Source organism: Collinsella sp. LCP19S3_D3 (genome assembly GCF_052121455.1).
Classification (GTDB): domain Bacteria; phylum Actinomycetota; class Coriobacteriia; order Coriobacteriales; family Coriobacteriaceae; genus Collinsella.
Genome location: NZ_JBQKEF010000002.1, coordinates 1 through 19,613 on the forward strand (window position 1 = coordinate 1; position 19,613 = coordinate 19,613).

The 19,613-nt window shown below is 53.6% G+C and carries 14 protein-coding genes and 1 pseudogene; 9 read left to right on the forward strand and 6 right to left on the reverse strand.

The window, feature by feature from the left end; genetic code table 11:
• Positions 1-472 precede the first annotated feature (472 nt).
• Both ACTQXM_RS00930 and ACTQXM_RS00935 read right to left on the reverse strand, forming a co-directional pair.
• Positions 473-1,462: a glycosyltransferase family 8 protein gene (locus tag ACTQXM_RS00930; RefSeq protein ID WP_161160851.1), complete on the reverse strand. Its 990-nt coding sequence runs from the start codon at positions 1,460-1,462 to the stop codon at positions 473-475.
• Between the two features lie 290 nt (positions 1,463-1,752).
• Entirely contained in the window at positions 1,753-2,979 is a 1,227-nt protein-coding gene (locus ACTQXM_RS00935) for a lipopolysaccharide biosynthesis protein (protein WP_441536972.1), read from the reverse strand.
• A gap of 86 nt (positions 2,980-3,065) precedes the next feature.
• Between ACTQXM_RS00935 and ACTQXM_RS00940 the strand changes: the two genes are divergently transcribed.
• The 5 genes from ACTQXM_RS00940 (at position 3,066) to ACTQXM_RS00960 (ending at position 7,535) form a co-directional block, all read left to right on the forward strand.
• Entirely contained in the window at positions 3,066-3,902 is an 837-nt protein-coding gene (locus ACTQXM_RS00940) for a glycosyltransferase family 2 protein (protein ID WP_349111022.1), read from the forward strand.
• 24 nt (positions 3,903-3,926) lie between these two features.
• A complete protein-coding gene (locus tag ACTQXM_RS00945) occupies positions 3,927-4,634 on the forward strand; it encodes a glycosyltransferase family 2 protein (protein ID WP_117770622.1) in 708 nt (235 codons plus the stop codon).
• A 7-nt stretch (positions 4,635-4,641) separates the two neighbouring features.
• Positions 4,642-4,962, forward strand: coding sequence for a DUF2304 domain-containing protein (locus tag ACTQXM_RS00950; RefSeq protein ID WP_117770621.1), 321 nt, complete (start codon positions 4,642-4,644; stop codon positions 4,960-4,962).
• An 86-nt stretch (positions 4,963-5,048) separates the two neighbouring features.
• Positions 5,049-5,336 carry a DUF2304 domain-containing protein gene (locus tag ACTQXM_RS00955; protein WP_373118413.1) on the forward strand — a complete coding sequence of 96 codons (288 nt, stop codon included), beginning with the start codon at positions 5,049-5,051 and terminating at the stop codon, positions 5,334-5,336.
• A gap of 141 nt (positions 5,337-5,477) precedes the next feature.
• Positions 5,478-7,535 carry a DUF2142 domain-containing protein gene (locus tag ACTQXM_RS00960; RefSeq protein WP_441536973.1) on the forward strand — a complete coding sequence of 686 codons (2,058 nt, stop codon included), beginning with the start codon at positions 5,478-5,480 and terminating at the stop codon, positions 7,533-7,535.
• 511 nt (positions 7,536-8,046) lie between these two features.
• Here ACTQXM_RS00960 and ACTQXM_RS00965 read toward each other — a convergent pair.
• Positions 8,047-8,725: pseudogene (locus ACTQXM_RS00965) on the reverse strand (IS256 family transposase); the annotation flags it as partial.
• Positions 8,726-9,500: 775 nt separating this feature from the next.
• On the reverse strand, positions 9,501-11,927 hold the full coding sequence (locus ACTQXM_RS00970; RefSeq protein ID WP_441536974.1) for a glycosyltransferase family 2 protein: 2,427 nt from the start codon (positions 11,925-11,927) through the stop codon (positions 9,501-9,503).
• A gap of 201 nt (positions 11,928-12,128) precedes the next feature.
• Here ACTQXM_RS00970 and rfbA point away from each other — a divergent pair, with 201 nt between their 5' ends.
• The 4 genes from rfbA (at position 12,129) to ACTQXM_RS00990 (ending at position 16,206) form a co-directional block, all read left to right on the forward strand.
• The gene (rfbA, locus tag ACTQXM_RS00975) at positions 12,129-13,025 is read left to right on the forward strand and encodes a glucose-1-phosphate thymidylyltransferase RfbA (protein ID WP_441537023.1); all 897 of its coding nucleotides are present in this window, start codon (positions 12,129-12,131) and stop codon (positions 13,023-13,025) included.
• 13 nt (positions 13,026-13,038) lie between these two features.
• Positions 13,039-13,578 carry a serine acetyltransferase gene (locus ACTQXM_RS00980; protein ID WP_441536975.1) on the forward strand — a complete coding sequence of 180 codons (540 nt, stop codon included), beginning with the start codon at positions 13,039-13,041 and terminating at the stop codon, positions 13,576-13,578.
• 36 nt (positions 13,579-13,614) lie between these two features.
• Complete coding sequence (gene rfbB, locus ACTQXM_RS00985) at positions 13,615-14,637, forward strand: dTDP-glucose 4,6-dehydratase (protein ID WP_441536976.1); 1,023 nt, start codon at positions 13,615-13,617, stop codon at positions 14,635-14,637.
• Between the two features lie 114 nt (positions 14,638-14,751).
• Complete coding sequence (locus tag ACTQXM_RS00990) at positions 14,752-16,206, forward strand: sugar nucleotide-binding protein (RefSeq protein ID WP_441536977.1); 1,455 nt, start codon at positions 14,752-14,754, stop codon at positions 16,204-16,206.
• Between the two features lie 37 nt (positions 16,207-16,243).
• On the opposite strand, the gene ACTQXM_RS00995 is transcribed toward ACTQXM_RS00990, so the two are convergent.
• Both ACTQXM_RS00995 and ACTQXM_RS01000 read right to left on the reverse strand, forming a co-directional pair.
• Positions 16,244-18,655, reverse strand: a complete 2,412-nt coding sequence (locus ACTQXM_RS00995) for a YfhO family protein (protein WP_441536978.1) — start codon at positions 18,653-18,655, stop codon at positions 16,244-16,246.
• Positions 18,639-19,607 carry a glycosyltransferase family 2 protein gene (locus tag ACTQXM_RS01000; RefSeq protein WP_441041625.1) on the reverse strand — a complete coding sequence of 323 codons (969 nt, stop codon included), beginning with the start codon at positions 19,605-19,607 and terminating at the stop codon, positions 18,639-18,641. The genes ACTQXM_RS00995 and ACTQXM_RS01000 overlap by 17 nt, the downstream gene beginning before the upstream one ends.
• Between the last annotated feature and the right edge of the window lie 6 nt (positions 19,608-19,613).

A 19,613-nucleotide genomic window follows, 5' to 3' on the forward strand; every position in this document is an offset into this window, starting at 1 on the left:
ACCTTCGTTGGCGCGGTTGGGCAAAATGCGTTGGCGCTGTTGGCACATCTATCTTGGTGCTATTGGATTTTTACGTTGGTGTAACTGGCCCTTTTTATATTGGCATTAACACGCGCGCAGAGAGGGGCGATGCCCCGCTGGCCTAGCCTAGGAGAAAAAACGGAATAGACGGACCGACCGTCCGGCTGAGTCTGGGAAGAGGTGCCGGGCGGCGGGCGGGGCATGGCCACCGGACCCATCGAAACACATCTCCACCATTCCTTCAACTGGGAAAATGCCGCCCCCGGGTCCCGGATAGGACCTCGGGGGCGTTCGGTTAACTGCGGGAGCGAGCCATCAGCTAAATGTGTTCGGTTGAGATCGGAAATCAACCCACGAATCTGCAACCTTGAATATCAAACCATATTCTGTTTAACTGATAGCTCTTCCGTAACAGGAGTAGCCTCAGAAGTGCGGTCTAAATGTCCCGCCATCAGCGATTCCTCCTACCTCTTGCGCGCAGCCTCATAACAGAGGGAATCATATTTGTAATAAGGCGGTATCTAAACATTGGGAAAGGACCGGTCAGCATATTGAAAAGAGACCAAGCGGCATAGTAGAAATGCCATCCATCTTCCATGCCTTGCCCCTTCCATGGAGTCAAAGAGAGGTTCTGGAGATACTCATTTGAATACCTATGCGTGTTGCCCAATCTCCAAGGACGGTCCTCGCCAAGGAAATGCACGATAACGGGGTTGCTTATCCACTCGGAATACAGGCGTGGGTCGGGATCGAACCAAGGGGAGACCCGTTTCAACATCGAAAGCGGATAATAATAGAAGGAGTTGCAATAATTATACTTTACTGGAAGAGGCATGATTCGGTCATCAAGGACAAGATTTATCGCATCCTGATCGTTCGCAAAAAGCTCGGCTCCCCGCTCTTTCAGACACTCTAGAAGCTGCTTTTCAATCTCATTACTACGCCAGGACTCAAGGTCAATCAAAAGGACTCCGGCATTAAAGTACGGCTTACCTCCATGTCCAAGGGCCTTCATGCGTTTCGGCGATACAGTTGGCTCGGGACATGCACCAATTATGCAGCCGCGCTCATTCAGCGGAGCGTCCCAGAGCTCCTTGAGGCTCCCCCTGACCATTGTGTCTGCGTCAAGATACAGAACGCGTTGAATATCGCTGCCCAAAAACCTTGCCAACAGCAGCCTAGAGAGTACGATTTCATTCCAACCCTGCGTATCAAAGTCAATGCAGCCAGCATCCATGAAACCATCGATATCAATAAAATCAATCTCGACACAATACTTATTCAAAAAAGAACGCAGCGTCTCTTTCGACGTCTGTGACACCTTGTCGCAGAACACGAAAAAGTGGATTGCGTCATCGGGAGACGAGTTCTCACAAACAGAAGCAACTGAAGCTGCAAGCTGCGGTACAAATGCCTCATTGACCGTATATAGAATATTCATCTGTTCTCCAAAGCATTATTAACAAGCTATGATTCTAACAAAGAAAGGGAATATAGTCACCATGGACTCGGAGGACCATCCACCAAACTCCGAACACAACAAACCTGCGTCGTCACGGTTAGACCAACGTCCACCCTCTCGCGCCCTTCACACAACCACTCCTGAAGCCATACGTGTGTGTCTCCAGTGCAATCAAATGCTGCCAGCATTTAGGTGTGTTTCGAGCGAAGTGCCCGTGTGGCTAAGGGAGCGGCTTGCGGCGGTATGTTGGGAGGGGCGGACGACGAAGCCTATTTGCTCGTGGCAATTCTGATGGCACCCGTAACCGCTGCGGGAACGCATGCGGCAATAATGGCAACGTTGATGCCGTTCATGTCGAAGGCGGTGATAAGGTGGTCCGCCGTAAGGACGATGACGACAAATGCAAGAGCGTTGATGACAATCTGGGTGACTCCGTCGCGCATAATGAGGAGGGAGTCGTTTACGTAGAGCAGGATGGCGATTGACGTTGTGGCTCCAAGAACATATGGGAATATCCACATATAGGACTCGATTTTGTTTCCGTAAACGAGTTCGAGCAGGGGACCACCAACGAATGAGAATCCGATCGTAACTATTGCCATGCATGCAAAGAGCAAGCCGAATACCTTGAAGAAGCTCTTCTTGAAAGCTGTTGCGCCCCCATTTTGCAAAGAGTGTGCTAGGGTGCCAATAAGTGGACTGTAGAGATACGTCGCGCCTGCCTGTATAAGAACTGCGGGAGTCGCGATGCTGGCGTAAATTCCTAGGAGTTCTTGTCCGGCAAGAACGCCGTAGCGTTGACGTACAATGGAAACGATGGACGTTGCTAAGAAATTGGCGATTGTCGGCATAAGACATGCTTTTCCGAGTTCGACAAGATGTTCGTGAGCGAAGCTGGGCTTGATATCCCCAAATCGTCTTGCGTGGGGGAGATCGTAGAAGAGGGTCACGAGCATGCAGCAAAACGCCATGCCGATGATCGCGGCGGGCAGCGAGTGGATCGTTACAAGTGGGGCGACGAAGCCGACGAGGGATAGCACTCCGCGCATGAACTGGGATTTGCCGATGTAGTCCATGCGCTGTCCCTTTTGGTCGACTCCGTAGAGCACGTCGACAAAGGTCTCATCGATTTTAAAAACGAGGAATACAAAAGTGGCGATCAGGAAGGAAACGTTGTCGCTGATCGCAGCGACGTAGATGCAGCTCATGATCAAGCTGAATAAGATCGATACGAAGCGAAAGCCAATATAGTCTTTTGCGGAATGCTCGCAGGAAATGTCGGAAACCTGGTAGGTCCTCATTTTATATAGGCTGATGGAGGCAAACATGCTGCCAACGGACATGGCAAATGCAAGCGCTCCGGAATTGTTGTAGTCGGTCGACAGAACAACGACCAGGACGGTTGTAAGCCACTGGCATCCAAGGTAAAAAATGCAACCAGCGGCGTTCCAGAGCGCGTTCTTTTTCGTGCTCAAGGGTGCGGGGACGTTGGGCATGCAGCTCCCTTCTCGTGCGAAGCGTTCGTTCGAAAGACCTTAGTAATTTTAGTGCCCTTTTCAACGAGTGCAAAGGTGAACGTATAATGAACAGGCATGCCTATACGATTAAATGGGAGCGATTCATGACATTTGGTCCCTCTGACCATACCTTTGCGCTCTGCGCGTACAAAGAGAGCCCCTTTCTTGAAGAGTGCCTTCAATCCTTGCTTGCGCAGACTGTAAAGACCAACGTGTTGATTGCCACTTCGACTCCGTGCGATGCAACGCGTGAGCTTGCTAAGCGATACTCCGTTAAGTTGTACGTTCGGGACGGAAATCCTGGGATCGCTGATGATTGGAATTACGCAGTAAGTTGCGCTGACACTTCTCTTGTCACCGTTGCGCACCAGGACGATACCTATGAGCCTGAGTACGCGGCTCATCTTCTAACTGCTGCGAATAAGATGGACAATCTGCTCATCTTCTTTACCAACTATGGTGAGTTGAGGAATGGTGCCAAGGTTGACGATAACCAGCTACTTCGAATCAAACGCCTGATGCTTACTCCCGTTAGGGACGGAAGATTTGCTACCTCCAGATGGATGCGTAGGAGAATTCTGTCTTGTGGATCTGCAATTTGTTGCCCGTCCGTAACGTTGAATATGAGCAAGTTGCCTATGCCTCCGTTTATTGCAGAATTCCGCTCGAATCTCGATTGGGCGGCATGGGAGCGCTTTTCAAAGCTGCCTGGTGCTTTTTACTATGATTCCAAGGTGTTGATGCACCACCGTATTCATCAAGAATCTGAGACATCTGCCTTAATTAAGGATGACACGCGAGAAAAGGAGGACCTCGCGATGCTCGAGCGGTTTTGGCCTTCTTTTATTGCGAGGCTGTTGTTTAAATTCTATCGCCGAGGACAGGAGAGCAACCAATTGTAGCGGCGAGTTCTTGTTGAGTTGTCTATGAGAGATTGGCGGATGTTGAATAGTAAAAAAGTGTTGGTAATTGTGCCAGCGTATAACGAGGAAGAATCTCTAGAGAGAACAGTTGACGAGCTTGTTTCTGTTGTGCCCGATATCGATTATCTCGTGGTAAACGACGGTTCCAAGGATGCAACTGAGCAAATCTGTCTCGACCGTGGCTACAATCATGTCACTCTTCCGGTCAATTCTGGTCTTACAGTTGGATTCCAGACGGGGATGAAGTACGCGCTGCGCAATGGGTATGACTATGCCTTGCAGTTTGATGCAGACGGCCAACATTGCCCGGAGTATATGTCCAAGATGCTCGACCTTGCGATCGCCGAGGACGCCGACATTGTTATCGGCTCGCGCTTTGTAAACAAGTGCAAAGAGGTTTCTGCACGCATGCTCGGCTCGCGCATCATTACGGTTGCGATCAAGCTCACTACCGGCAAGCGAGTCGCAGATCCGACTTCTGGCATGCGCATGTTTAACAGGAAGATGATTGAGCGTTTTGCAAACGACGACTCTTTGAACCCAGAGCCCGAGTCTATTTCGTACCTGATTAAGAAGGGTGCTAAGGTTCGTGAAGTTCAGGTTGAGATGCGTGAGAGGCAGGCAGGGGAGAGCTATTTGAACATCCCTAAATCGATTGCCTATATGGCTCGCGCTTGCATCTCCATTCTCTTCGTTCAGTGGTTTAGGTGATTGAACAGTGTCTATTGTGCTTAGGGCCGTCCTCCTGCTCGGGGCGCTTTTGGTTTTGTATTTTGTCATCAGGAAGCTGAGAAAAGCGCAGATTGAGGTGCTGGATTCTGTGTTCTGGCTTTTCTTCGCCTTCAGTTTCGTTGTGCTGGCCGCTTTCCCTCAAGTTGCCTTTTGGCTGTCTTCACTTTTGGGATTTGAGAGCCCGGCAAACTTCGTGTTCCTCTACGTGATTGTATTGCTCCTGTATCGAGAGTTCAGTAACACGGTGAGCATCTCGAAGCTGCGTCGGAGGATTAACCAGCTTGTTGAGGAGCAGGCGCTTCGTTAAATTTGTCATATCAATTATTCGTTCGCCCCTTGAAAGGAGAGACCGTGTCTCTTCCTCGCATTGTTGCGATTGTGTTCTTCGTCTGCGTGATCCGTCTCGTATCCAAGGGCAAGTTGTCCTTACGCTATTCCTTTTTCTGGCTTTCTTTGTCGGTGGTAATCCTCATTGCTGCGATTTCCTCCGGTTTCATTGGTGCAATTGGCGATTTGTTCGGTTCCGTGTTGACCACGAATTTTGTGTTCTTCCTTGGCCTGTTTCTTCTCCTTGCGTTTTTGCCGATGCTTAGCGTAATCGCGACAAAACAAGCAGCAAACATAAAGAATCTGACTCAGCGGCTTGCGATTATCGAGAAGGAAATAGTAAGAGACTGCTGAGCAGACAGCAGACGGTGTTCGGCTCTGGTTGCGGGAGGGATGGCCGCCTTGTTGAAAATGGGTATCGCTATCGGTTCTGCCGTCGTGTTCTTTGATGCTCATCGTACGGTCATAGTTTAGATTCAGACAGGAGACGATTTGATGATTCCGAATGTTCACGGCCATGCTCAAATGGTTAAGACGCAAATACGGAGACGTTCCGATGGGCATCGGTTGAGCGCGCTTCCGCTTGTGTGCTTTGTGCTGCTTGCTATCTCGGGTGCAGTACTGTTTGTTCTCTATGACGTCGCGGCGGCAATCTTTTATTGGTGCATGGAGCTTGCGTTATTTGCTTGTTTAGCGGTTCTTGCTTGGTTTTATCTTGCCTCCGAGCGAAGCACACTGTTCGGAAAGGCTTCTCCTCGTCTTGCCTTGAGTGTCTGCGCATTTTCGGCTCTTTTGTCTATTTTACTTGAAGCTGGAACCGTGCTGGGTACGCCAGGGAGGTCCGTGCTATCTATAATGGATTGGAGTAAAAAAGAATTAGTACTTCTTTTCTTTGCTGTATTTATCAGCAGCTCCTTTATCTTGCTCGCCGTGAAAAAGCCCGCTTTGGCCAACAAGGGAAGAGTGCGTGCATTTTTTGCTGCAAACCCTGTTCTGGGCATCGTTGTTTTGTGCATAGTCGTTCTATCCGTAAATGGTCTGTTGGCGGTTGCGTCCACTGTACTGATGCCGTTTCTTGGAGCATACTTTGTGCATACTGTTCACCTCTGCATTGTGATTATTCTAGGTGTCGCTCCTTGGTTTATTGTGAAACCGGGTCTATACAAGACCGTAGCCTCCTTCTCCATCGCCGCGCTTTCGCTAGGCTGTTTTTTGATTTCAGCCTTACCGAACCTCACTGCTGTTTCTCCGGACGATCAGATTCATTACGCTCGTTCTCTGGGCCTGTCCTATATGGGGGATCCCGTCTTCACCGAGTCTGAAATTGAATTAGTTGCGGTTCCATGGGTGGAAAATAACAGTCTTCAGTTTGATGAGGTGCATGACGCGGAGATGGATCTGAATGACCTCCATTTGTCCCAGATAGCTTCAGGGGAAGTTTATAGTTCCTCTGGTTTTGTGGCTGCGGTGACCGGTGAATCATTGAGGAACATTTCGACCATTGCTTATATTCCCTGTGCTCTCGGTCTTTGGTTGGGGAGGTTGTTGTCCCTTCCATTGCTTACGTGTTTTGCCTTGGGAAGGCTGTTCAACCTTTTCGCTTATGTTGTCGTGACTGCCATTGCAATCCTCTATATTCCGAAATGGAAATCTTTGATTGCGACGGTTGCCCTACTTCCTTATGCTGTCTATCTTGCTTCGAACTATTCTTATGATCCGTGGGTGACTTGCTTCTTATTGCTTGCAGTTGCTTTGGTTCTAAGGGAGTTGTCGAAGCCGGATGAGAGGTTGACGCCATTAAGCGTTTTCGCAATTACAGCGTGTTTCTTTTTGGGCTTGTCTGCAAAAGCTGTTTATTTTCCGTTAATTGGAATGATGCTGTTCATGCCTGCTTCGAAATTTAAAAATTCGAAGCATCGGAAGTTATATGTGGCTTTGGTGATTTTGTTCGGCACCCTAATGGTGTGTAGCTTTACCTTACCGATGCTGTTTTCCCCCGCTGTGCAGGCGGGAGATGTGAGGGGAGGCGAGGGGGTCAGTGGAATAGGACAAATACGCTACATTCTGAATAATCCGATAAACTTCCTCGGTACGTTATTCAGTTTTATGGTCAATCTGCTCGCGCCCGCTTCATCGAATGACTACTCTCTTTCATATGCTTATATGGGCAATGTTGCAGTATCGCTTCCATTTCTTTCCACTCTGCCCTTTCTCTGTATTTATACGAGCGCCTTTAATGTCGAAGGTGATTCCTCTAAAAACCCTGTAACACCTGTCCTTCGTATGTGGACCCTTGCGCTTGTTGTCGCAAGTGTCTCTTTGGTGTGCACGGCGCTTTATGTCGGTTACACGCCCGTTGGCGACACTTCGGTCGCAGGTGTGCAACCGAGATATTTGATACCGGTGCTTGTTCCGGCGTTCATTTCTTTGTGTGCACCTCGGGCCCGAATTGATTGTGTGTCGCAGCGTTTTAATTTTTCTCCCGTCATTCCTCCTGTAGCTATGATTCTGATGTCTTTCTTTGCGTCCCTGTGTTGTGTGATTGGTTGGTAGCGATACCGTTTCTTATTGCAGTTCATTTTTCAGTGCCTAAAAACGATGGGGTCAAGCAATCGGGGTGAGGCAGGAATCTTGGAAGCGCTAGGCTTCCAGGCTCAGTGACTTCCTACATTGGTTCGAGCTCTTCCAGCTGAGCGAGACCTTGGACGACGAAGAACTGTTGGCGTTTCGGAACGCAGTCATTAACGCTTCTTACGAGAAATCACATCTACGAGCGATGAAGATTCCTCCACCATCTTCGAGATCCTCAATGCACGCGGCACAGAGCCCGAAGTGATAGCCGAATGGCTCCTCGACCCGCTCAGCAAGGAACAGCGCCGGTTCATGCTCGAGCTGATCGACCGCAGACATGACCAGAACTTCGGCTGCCTTGGGGCAGAAGCCCTCTATCTGCTCGGTGGCCAGCTGGTACAGCCCGTGCACGAGCTTGGTGTCGCGCTCGGCGAACACGGCCTTCCGGATGCCCAGCACGGCGCCCCTCTTCTGCCTGGTCGTTGCCGGCGGCGTTGCGCATCAGGTGCACGATGCAGCGCTGCCGCGCGGCGCCGGGGAAGACCTCCTGGATGGCGCGCTTGAGCCCCTCATGGGCGTCGCTGGTGACGCAGATGACGCCGTCGATCCCGCGTGCGCGCAGCGAAAGCAGGAACGACTTCCAGCCGTCATAGGTCTCCGTGTCGATGGCGGTCACGAGCGCGGTCGACTGCACGCGTCCTGCGTCCCTGCGCTTGATGTAGGTGGCGTCGAGCCAGATGTAGGGGTAGCTGACGTCCGACAAATCCCGTTCCTGTAGGTCGGCGACCGACTCGTCCAGCGACGAGCACATCCTCGACACCTGACTGGCGCTCATGCGGTCTATGCCCATGGACTGCGCCACGCGCTTCACCTTCCTGGTCGACACTCCGTTGGCGACCATCTCGGAAACCGCCGATCTCACCGCGCGGTCCACGCGCGAGTATCGGCTGATCAGGTCCTCGGAGAAGTACGTTCCCGAGCGCAGCTTCGGTATCCTGAGGCTGATAGTGCCCACGCTTGTGGCGAGCTTGCGCTCGCGGTAGCCGTTTCGCCGGTTGCCGGCCTCGCAGGCGTCGTCGGCCTAGGGCGTCCATGATCTCGTTGACCAGCGACTCGGCCATCGCCCTGATGAGCTCGGACATGTTGACAATGCCGTCATCGAATCTCGGCATGAGGGCGCCGTCGCCGGCAATCTCGTGTATCTTGTCAATATGCGGTTATCGCCTTTCCGTGAATCTGAACCTAAGCAATTCAAATTCTAGGCGATAGCCACTTCCTGCTATTTACGGTCAGGGAAGCGGCCCCTTACACCAACATTCGGCACGCAATCGGTGCTCACACCGCGTAATAATCACCTTACTAGACGGTCTGGAAAACAAGATTATCCGAAATAATCGCTTAAATGATTGTTTAGCTAAGCAAGCTATTTGCGATTTACATTTCGGACCCACTGCTGTTCTTTTTGGTGGTACAACTCGAAAATGTCATTCAGGAACCTCAGAGGAAAAACCATATATGCCGTTTGGCGATCGGGCTGGTTGGACTCTTTCCCGAAATCGAGCAGTTCGACAATCAATTCGCCATCAAGCTCATGAACATGAATATGTCCATGAGCTATTCCATTTCGAATGTGACGAATTAGATCTCTCGCTTCGGAATTGCCCCTAGCGATATAGAACGTAAACAACTTATTATGCTGTCGATATTCACCGAGTCGTGGGAATGTGGTCCCCCTTTTCGGCTCGTAGTGGACTCTACCCTGAGAGACTCCTTCCATCCTATGAAAGGCTTTGGTGAAGGCCTGAACTTTGTTCTTGTTATCCCATAGATTCACGCTAAATTTATGGTCACTCAGAATCCAATCCAAAGCAGCCGCATATGTCGAAAAGAGATTGCGTTCAGCCAGCTCGGAAAAGAGTCTCATATTTGTTCCCCTGCATTTAGATCTCACAAGTGGTAATAGCGATTTCCAGGTTCTCCCACGGTGAAATTTGGGTTCATGTATGGATCGCCTTCGACATAGTAGTTTGCCCAGCGATAATTCATGTATGCGACCTCTTTGTGGAAGCGAATCTGCTTCTCCGTATTGTTTTCGACGCCTCTAGAAATCGACTCGTAGTGATAGAGCTCGACTTCGGGTGTGTATACGATCAGGTCGTTGATCTCGCGTAGCTTTAAGCAAAAGTCAACATCATTAAATGCAACTTGAAGCTCTTCGGTGAAACCTCCAACTTTCTCATATTCGCTACGCTTGGTCATTATGCAAGCTGCAGTGACGGCGCTGAAGTCTTGTTGTGCATCGTTGAGTGCAAAGTAGCCCCAGTTATCCTTTGGCATGCTTTGACAAAGATGTCCTGCCACGCCACCAGTGACACATAAGCCAGCGTGCTGAATGGTGTTGTCGGGATAGTAGAGTTTTGCACCAACTGCGCCAACATCCTCACGTGCGCAGATGCCAAGCATGGTTTCAATCCAATTGGGGGTAATTACCTCAGTATCGTTATTCAACAGTAAGAGATAGTTTCCTTTGGCGTGAGCCACGCCAAAGTTCATGAGCTTGGAGAAATTGAATTCCTGTTCCCAAGTTACAAGACGAACGATATCAGGATATTTTGCTTGCAAATTATCGTAGTAATCGAATGTTGCCTTTTCCGTGCTGTTGTTTTCGATTATGACAAGCTCATAATTGTCATATGTTGTTTTTTCAACAATTGACGTGATGCAGTTATCCAGAATGTCCGCGTGGTCTTTAGTGGGAATGATAATCGATACGAGCGGATGTGAATCTGGCACGGCGTAGGTTACTTTATATGTAAAGGGGCGACGTGCCTGTTCGACCTTGGCATTGAGCCCGAGTCTGTCCAAATGATTCTGGACTGCCTTGATGCCTGCGATAGTGGCATACGGTTTGCTATCGGCATTTGCTGCGGTGGAAGTCTCACTTAAGCGCCAGTGATATAGAACCTTTGCAACGTGGTGGACCTCCCTCGCCTTTTCCACAGCACGGAGGGTCAGGTTGTGATCCTGAGCCCCATCGAACTCTTTCGTATTCGGTTCTAGAGTGTCAAGTAGGGACTTACGGATGGTAAGCATGTGGCAGATATAGTTATTATTTCTGAGCAGATCGATATTGAAATCCGGTTTAAAGAATGGCTGTGCCAACTTCCCATTGGGCATGAGTTTGTCTTCGTCGCAATAGAGGAGATCGACGTCACCGTTGTTTTCAATTGCCTCGGCATATGAGAACAACAAGTCCGGTTCAAGAATGTCGTCATGGTCAAAAAAGCTAACGAAATCACCCGAAGCGATGGCAACGCCGGCGTTTGTATTTTCGGAAATGCCCCTATTCTCGGTAAGGTTAATTGATTTAATTCTGCTGTCGTGGGCCGTCTCCTGCTCAACGCGAGCCTTTAGTTCCTGATTGTCGGGACTTGCGTTAACTAGGATGAGCTCCCAGTTTGCATAAGACTGGTTTTTTACGGATTCGGTCATATCGTTAAAAAACGGAATGGGTGTGTTGTAAAGAGGGACAATAATGCTGAATTTCGGAGCGCTGTTGAAGACGATTTTTCTCTGCTTTTCCAGAGCGCCGATGGTTGCCTTATGCTCCGTAAACCATTCGGGGTATTCAGGGTCAAACTGAGCATGGGTAAAGAGGAAGTTGGTCTCCTCAAGAAGCAAGCCTAATTTTTCGGGCGTTAAGCAGTCAAATGCACTGAATGATGGATGATTTTGATCGTCAATAATAAAGTAGTAACGATCGAACGCTTTTGGCATGCGAATCGAAAGCTGCGTTTCAAGTTGCTTTTTCTCAGACGTAAATCCAACGCTTGTTACGTTCGATCCGAAATCGACCATGTTCAAATTAACTTCATTAAGGGCTCGATCGAGACAGCGAAGTTTGATTTGGGAGTCGCTACGATAAGGTGTTCTCACCGTGCACCTAAGGATATAGTCGCTTGAATCTTCGATGCACTGCCAGAAATCAATCGTTGCCATGTCAAACTCTGAAACGTCATCGTAGTTTCGGAGTTTGCTGCACATGTCTGGTTTAATTTTGTAATTAAGGCGAGACTCCCATTTGATGTTCTTGCAATTGAGCGAAAGGGAGTCGCTGCTCAGGGTGCGACCGTCTTGGCCGATTTCGCTAAACTCAATTTTGATGGTGCGAGCATCGGGGTCGGGGATTACGAGGACGTATGAGTCCGAGTTACAGCTATTGTCTCGGAATTTTAGGAGGGATAAAGGTAAACAGCGGTTATCTTCTGTAGCCGCCTGGGCTGTTACGCTGGAGCCTTTATGGATGCCTTCAATCTTAAGCTGCTGGTAGATTTTCCAGTTTCCTCTGCATACTCCGGTTGTTTCGACTCGCATTGTTTACCTTTCGTTTGTTGGACACTGCTCATTGTACTTATTCATTTGTTGCCTCGCTAGAAATGCAGAAAGAGTTGCGTGTTTCTGCTGTCCGATTTAAATAAGATGACGGGGAGGTTGCTGCCGGTGCGTATAATTTAATTAACTGTGCTTCAGTAATCGGCGGCTTTTGCTCAACGATTGTCAATCGAGAGGATTATTATGAAAGGCATCATCCTCGCCGGCGGGTCCGGCACCCGCCTGTACCCGCTCACGCTCGTGACCTCCAAGCAGCTGCTGCCGGTCTACGACAAGCCCATGATCTACTACCCGCTGTCCACCCTCATGCTGGCGGGCATCCGGGACATCCTGGTCATCTCCACGCCGACGGACCTCCCCAACTTCGAGCGCCTGCTCGGGGACGGCTCGCGCTACGGCGTCAACCTGTCCTACGCCGAGCAGCCCTCGCCGGACGGCCTGGCGCAGGCCTTCACCATCGGCGAGGAGTTCATCGCCGGCGAGCCGTGCGCCCTCGTGCTCGGCGACAACATCTTCTACGGCAACGGCCTGTCGCGCCACCTGACGCGCGCCGTCCAGAACGCCGAGTCGGGCCGCGCCACGGTCTTCGGCTACCACGTGGACGACCCCGAGCGCTTCGGCGTCGTGGAGTTCGACGGCGAGGGCAGGGCCGTCTCCATCGAGGAGAAGCCCGAGCGCCCCAAGAGCTCCTACGCCGTCACCGGCCTGTACTTCTACCCGGGCGACGTGGCCGCCAAGGCCCACGAGGTGAGGCCCTCCGCGCGCGGCGAGCTCGAGATCACCACGCTCAACCAGATGTACCTGGAGGAGGGGACGCTCTCCGTCGTCACCCTGGGCCGAGGCTACGCGTGGCTGGACACCGGCACCATGGAGAGCCTGCACGAGGCCGCGGAGTTCGTCCGCGCCGTCGAGCACTCCCAGGACCTGCCCGTGTCCGTGCCCGAGGAGATCGCCTGGGAGAACGGCTGGATCACGACCGAGGGGCTCAAGGGGGCCGCCGAGGCCTACGGCAAGTCGGTCTACGGGCGGCACCTCAAGAAGGTCGCCGCCGGCGAGATCGTCAACAGCCCGCGCGAGTAGGGATGATGCGACAATGAATGAATTCATCAAAAGTGACTTGGTTAGATATGGATTCGAGCCCTCTTTTCAGGGCTTCCTAAACCAATATGCAAGAAACAAAGCATTCCGTTGGCAGGTTGCGTTTCGACTCGTCAACTCCCGAGGTGCCACTAGGCTCCTGGGGGGGGTGCTCTGGTTGTTTCGCGACCGGAGAGATTTTAAGATTGGACGTTCGACGAAGATCGGTTATGGACTTTACATCGGGCACGACGGACCCGTTGTTATCAATTCCACAGCAAAGATCGGAAACAATGTCAACCTTTCACAATTTACTACTATCGGTTCCAATGAAGGTAAGGCTGCGTCAATTGGTAACAACGTTTATATCGGTCCCGGGGTTTGTATAGTTGAGGATGTGACGATTGGTTCGAACGTCACAATTGGCGCCGGCAGCGTTGTTACGAAGGATATTCCTGAAAATGCGACGGCTGCGGGGAATTACGCTAAGGTGCTTAATTTTGACAACCCTGGAAGGTTTGTCACACATCGGTGGATAGAAAAATCTTTGGACTAAATATATCCAGTCGTCTTTTTTAGGAGAAGGTATTCAATGAATAACTCGCTCTTCGAGCCCCACAACATCATCGTCACGGGCGGCTGCGGCTTCATCGGCAGCAACTTCGTCCACTACGTGGTGAAGAACCACCCCGGCGTCCACGTGACCGTCCTGGACAAGCTGACCTACGCCGGCAACCCCGAGAACATCGCCGGGCTGCCCTCCGACCGCGTGGAGCTCGTCGTCGGCGACATCTGCGACGCCGCGCTGCTCGATGACTTGGTGCCGGGCCACGACGCTATCGTGCACTACGCCGCCGAGAGCCACAACGACAACTCCATCGCCGACCCCGAGCCGTTCCTGCGCACCAACGTCGAGGGCACCTTCCGCCTGCTGGAGGCCGTCCGCAAGTACGGCATCCGCTACCACCACGTGTCCACCGACGAGGTCTACGGCGACCTGGCGCTCGACGACCCGGCGAAGTTCACCGAGGAGACGCCGTACAGGCCGAGTTCTCCGTACTCGAGCACCAAGGCGTCCTCCGACATGCTCGTGCGCGCCTGGACCCGCACCTACGGCCTGCGCACGACCATCTCCAACTGCTCCAACAACTACGGTCCCTACCAGCACGTGGAGAAGTTCATCCCCAGGCAGATCACGAACATCATCGACGGCGTGCGCCCCAAGCTCTACGGCCGCGGCGAGAACGTCCGCGACTGGATCCACACCGAGGACCACTCCAGCGCCGTCTGGGACATCCTCACGAAGGGCCGCATGGGGGAGACCTACCTCATCGGCGCCGACGGCGAGAAGAACAACATCACCGTCCTGCGCATGATCCTCGAGGCCATGGGCCGCGACCCCGAGGACTTCGACTGGGTCGCCGACCGCCCCGGCCACGACCGCCGCTACGCCATCGACTCAACCAAGCTCCAGCGCGAGCTCGGCTGGAGGCCGGCCCACACCGACTTCGCCGGGGGCCTCAAGGCCACCATCGACTGGTACGTCGAGAACGAGTCCTGGTGGCGCCCGGCCAAGGAGGCCACCGAGGCCCGCTACAGGGCGCAGGGTCAGTAGGCCGCCCGGGCGCCCTTACGGGGCGTCCCGTGCGGACCGCAGGGCATGGGGATGATCCTGCGGCCCGCCCGGGGCGCCCGCAACCATCGTATCGTCGATAGGAGCTTTTCCCACATGGCAGACATCGCATTCGAGAAGGACCTCGCCGTCGCCGAGACCGGCATCGGGGGCCTGATGGTCGTCGACCTCGCCGTACACGGCGACTCGCGCGGCTGGTTCAAGGAGAACTGGCAGCGCGCCAAGATGACCGCCCTGGGCATCCCCGACCTCAAGGTCGTCCAGAACAACATCTCCTACAACGACAGCCGCGGCGTCACCCGCGGCATCCACGCCGAGCCCTGGGACAAGTTCATCTCCGTGGCCCGCGGCAGCGTATTCGGCGCGTGGGTGGACCTTCGTGAGGGCAGCGCCACCTACGGGAAGGTCTACACGACCGTACTGGACCCAAGCAAGGCCATCTACGTCCCGCGCGGCGTTGGCAACTCCTTCCAGGCGCTCGAGGACGGCACCGCCTACACCTACCTGGTGGACGCCCACTGGTCGCTGGAGCTTAAGAAGACCTACACCTTCGTGAACCTCGCCGACCCCGAGCTCGCCATCGAGTGGCCGATCCCGCTGGACCAGGCCACCGTATCCGAGGCCGACCTCAACCACCCGATGCTCGCCGACGTCGTCCCCATGGCTCCGAAGCGCACCCTCGTCACCGGCTGCAACGGTCAGCTGGGCCGTGCGGTCCGCGCGCTGGCCGAGGAGCGCGGCGTCGCCAAGGACTTCGACTTCTGCGACATCGACACCTTCGATATGTCCGCCCCGGACGCCTATTCACAATACGACTGGTCGCTTTACGGCACCGTGATCAACTGCGGCGCCTACACGGCGGTCGACAGGGCCGAGACTCCCGAGGGCCGCGCGACCGCCTGGAAGGCGAACGCGACGGGGCCGGCGTTGCTCGCCCGCACCTGCGCCGAGCACGGGATCACCCTCGTCCACGTGTCCTCCGACTACGTCTTCGACGGCACCGCCGAGGTCCACACCGAGGGGGAGCCCCTCAGCCCGCTGTCCGTCTACGGCCAGACCAAGGCCGCCGGCGACATCGCCGTGGCCGGCTGCCCGCGCCACTACATCATGCGCTCCAGCTGGGTCATCGGCGAGGGCCACAACTTCGTCAAGACCATGAAGGTGCTCTCCGACCGCGTCGCCGACCCCGAGGATAAGTTGGAGCAGGTCACCGTCGTGGACGACCAGCTGGGACGCCTGACCTTCACGCGCGACATGGCCGAGGCCATCTTCCACGTGCTGGGCTCGCACGCCCCCTACGGCACCTATAACTGCACCGGCTCCGGCACCGTCAAGTCCTGGGCCGACATCGCCCGCGCCGTCTTCGAGGCCGCCAACGGCAACGGCGACAGGGTCGTGCCGGTTTCGACCGACGACTACTACGCCGGCGCTGAGGGCCCCGTAGCCCCGCGCCCGGTCCACTCCGCGCTCGACCTGTCCAAGCTCGAGTCGGTCGGCTTCCACATGCCCGACTGGGAGGAGGAGCTGGGGGAGTATCTCAAGACGCTCTAGCCGATATCAACTTTTCGAGAGAAAAAGCCGCCGCTTGTTAACGGCGGCTTTTCTTATGCCTGGCGTATAGTCCCGCTGCAATAAGGGCGGCTGCGGTCGCCAGACTCACTGCAAGCCCCGCAAGGGCGCCAGGAGTCTTATAGGTCATCACGATCCTATTTGCGCCTTTCTGCATGTTCAGGGACGACAAGCCCTTATCGGCGGCGGGCGTTAGTTCTGCGGCAGTTCCGTTTACCGTTACGTCCCATCCCTCATCGTACGGAATGCTCAGCAGCAGGTTACCGTCGTCCTTGGCGGTATACTCGCCTTCGATCCTTCCGTCTTCAAAAACCGTCGGAATAAACTCGCTCGTCCTAAGCTCGTTAATAATCTGCTCAAAAACGTCCAGATTGAGGGCGTAAAAGACCGGCTCATTGTCTTGGGGCATGTCTGTATAGCCCTCTGAGACTCCGATTGACACCGTATGCTGGCTCGGGGCGTCCGATGCATCTGCAATCTGGCGGATATTATTGTCGAATCTCCAGGCCTCGTTTTCGATCGTTCGCTGGTCGATGGTAAGGGTGACGGGCCAATAACTGCCGGCGGTCGCATCTTTGTTGATGTAGAGATACCCGATGGAGCTTGCCGGTACAGTGACGCTCCATTGCTTTAAGCTATCGCTATTCTCCGTGCTCGTGGCCTCGATCTTGGTATAGAGCTCGACCTCGCGGCCTAGGATTTTGTTGTAGAGGTCGTTCTGCTTTTCGAAAGGGTTTTCGCTCTTCAGCGTGCTGTTTTTGATATCGCTTGAGGCTGCGATGCCAATGCTGAGCGCATAGGGGTTCTCGTACACCGCGCTTGTGGAGTCGGCCTGATTCGTCTTGGCTAAAACGTATTCCGCAGGCGCGTTTTCAGGAATGGCATACTTGACTCCCAGTAGGGCATCGACGGCGAGAATGGGCTCGGCATAACGGGTCGAGAATTCGCCGACGCTGCTGTATCCAAGGGAGTTGAGCAGTGCGATGGCCTGCGGGTTATTTGCGGATGAGTAGGACGACAGCTGGTTGTACCCAAGCGCTAAGCCCTCGTTGAGGGCAGCGCTATCGGCGCGCGTGGTCGTTCGATCGATACGGTAGAATGGCGCAGGATCCTGGGCTTGAATGGTTGTGATCGTGTCGGATGCGGTGGCGACATAGGCACTGTTGGTTTCTTCGGAATAGCCTGTGTACAGCTGATTCCACATGACATGGGCGTTTGCAAATAGTTCAATTGCCGTGAGTGCCAGGAGTGGCATGACGATGGCCGGCCGATGGGCTCGACGTAATGCTGGCCGTTCTTTGAGCGCCTGCAACGAATAACCTGCGGCCCACATCGTAAAGAAGCCCAGCAAAAAGGCTGTGCGCGAATAGAACCCGTTGGGAACGCGCATGCCGCACCAGATGTACTCGAGCGGGCTCAAAACGGAGCTAGCGATCAGGACGGCTGTGACGATGAACGTTGCGATGCGTATCTTGGCCGAAACCTTGCGGTTAAACAGTAGGCTTATTGCAAGTAACATCATGATGACGCCGCAATAGAACTGCGGCGTATTCCCGTTATTCACCCACATGCCGGGGATGAAGCCCCTGATGAGCGATTTGAGGCCTGTTTTAAGCAAAGGGCCAAGTGCCAGCACGGGGCCGCCTTTTGCCATGGCAAGGATGGTCGGCAAAAAGGTCCAGGCGGACAGGAGCAGCCCAAGCATCATAGCCCCTGCAAATCGTAGGGCCCGGTCGAGCGTGAGCATCCAGCTAAATCCTTCTGCGGCGACGTAATCGACAAACTCAACCAATACGAAGATGCAGAGGAATAGGATGTTGATATAGGCCGTATACCAACAGAACATGACATTGAGAGCAATCGCAATAACGAGGCGTATCATTTTTTGTTCGCGAATGAGCTCGTAGCATCCGAAGGCGCAGATGGGTAGCAGGATAAGGCAATCAATCCAGAGCGGATTACACAAATTACTTATGGTCCAACTGCAAAACGTAAATGAGAGGGAAAGCAGGAATGCTGCGGGCTTGGACAGGTCAAAGCGCTTTTGCACATACCAAGCGCTGCTGATGTGAATGCAGCCAAGCTTTAGCGCGCTGATGATAAACACAAAGAGCGTCAGCTTGTCTGCGGGAAACAGCACGCAGAACAGGTTGAAGGGGCTGGCGAGGTAGTAGCTATAGAGCCCCCATGTGTTCATGCCGAGTCCCTGTGAGAAGGAATAGCGAAGGTTTGCCTCGCCTAAAAGGACGCGGCGAAACCACGCGAAGAAGTCGATGTATTGGTATTTGAGATCGTTGGTGAGAAACGAGTTGTCGCCAAAGGGGTAGACATGCCCCGCCGCTGCAAGTGCGACAAAGAGTGCGACGGAAAACGTGAAGCAGGCGGCGTAGAACGCCACATTCTTGAGCGTGCTGTTATTGGGCCGTGTCATCAGATTCCTCGTTGGACTCTCGAATGATATAGATGGGACGTCGCTTGGTTTCCAAGTAGGCTTTTGCCAAGTATTCACCGATGATTCCTAGGCATAGGAGCTGCATGCCGCCAAACAGCGTAATGAGGCAGGCAAGGGAGGGCCATCCGCCTACGGGGTCGCCCCAAACAAGCGTTTTGACGAGGATGACGATAAATCCCAGGATGGCGATGAGACAGAAGACGATACCCGTGAGGGCGGCGAGGGAGAGCGGCGCCGTGGAAAACGCGACGATGCCGTCGATGGAATAGAGGAGCAGCGACCAAAAGCTCCATTTGGTCTCGCCGGCCACGCGGTTGACGTTTACGTAGGGGAGCCATTTGGTCTTGAAGCCGACCCAGCCGTAAATGCCCTTGGAGAATCGGTTGTATTCGCCCATGGAGATGATGGCGTTGACCATAGGTCGCTTCATGAGCCTAAAATCGCGTGCTCCGTCGACGATGTCGGCCTTGGAAATGCGGTTGATGATCTTGTAGAACATACGGGCGCAGAACGACCTGATGGGAGGCTCGCCTTCGCGGGTGGTCCTGCGTGTGGCGACGTTATCGTAGTTTTCGGTCTGCAGGATCTCGTACATCTGCGGCAGAAGCGAGGGCGGGTCCTGCATGTCGGCATCCATGGTGGCGACATAGTCGCCCTTTGCGTGCTGGAGTCCGGCGAGTAGTGCCGCCTCCTTGCCAAAGTTGCGTGAGAAAGAGTGCCAGCGGATGGCGTATGGATGCGCCGCCGCGGCTTCTGCTTTCATGACGGCGAGCGTTTTGTCTGCCGAGCCATCGTCGATGAGGACGGCTTCAAAGGAGATGCCGGGGTCTTGCTGGGTCATGATGCGAACGACGCCATCGAGCTCTTTAAGAAAGATCGGAAGTGATTCCTGCTCGTTGTAGCACGGCACGACGATGGAGATGAGCGGCATGGTGGT

Coding starts and splice junctions, on each gene's coding strand:
- ACTQXM_RS00930 (WP_161160851.1), bottom strand. CDS start 1,462: ATGAATATTCTATATACGGTCAATGAGGCATTTGTACCGCAGCTTGCA.
- ACTQXM_RS00935 (WP_441536972.1), bottom strand. CDS start 2,979: ATGCCCAACGTCCCCGCACCCTTGAGCACGAAAAAGAACGCGCTCTGG.
- ACTQXM_RS00940 (WP_349111022.1), top strand. CDS start 3,066: ATGAACAGGCATGCCTATACGATTAAATGGGAGCGATTCATGACATTT.
- ACTQXM_RS00945 (WP_117770622.1), top strand. CDS start 3,927: ATGAGAGATTGGCGGATGTTGAATAGTAAAAAAGTGTTGGTAATTGTG.
- ACTQXM_RS00960 (WP_441536973.1), top strand. CDS start 5,478: ATGATTCCGAATGTTCACGGCCATGCTCAAATGGTTAAGACGCAAATA.
- ACTQXM_RS00970 (WP_441536974.1), bottom strand. CDS start 11,927: ATGCGAGTCGAAACAACCGGAGTATGCAGAGGAAACTGGAAAATCTAC.
- rfbA (WP_441537023.1), top strand. CDS start 12,129: ATGAAAGGCATCATCCTCGCCGGCGGGTCCGGCACCCGCCTGTACCCG.
- ACTQXM_RS00980 (WP_441536975.1), top strand. CDS start 13,039: ATGAATGAATTCATCAAAAGTGACTTGGTTAGATATGGATTCGAGCCC.
- rfbB (WP_441536976.1), top strand. CDS start 13,615: ATGAATAACTCGCTCTTCGAGCCCCACAACATCATCGTCACGGGCGGC.
- ACTQXM_RS00990 (WP_441536977.1), top strand. CDS start 14,752: ATGGCAGACATCGCATTCGAGAAGGACCTCGCCGTCGCCGAGACCGGC.
- ACTQXM_RS00995 (WP_441536978.1), bottom strand. CDS start 18,655: ATGACACGGCCCAATAACAGCACGCTCAAGAATGTGGCGTTCTACGCC.
- ACTQXM_RS01000 (WP_441041625.1), bottom strand. CDS start 19,607: ATGCCGCTCATCTCCATCGTCGTGCCGTGCTACAACGAGCAGGAATCA.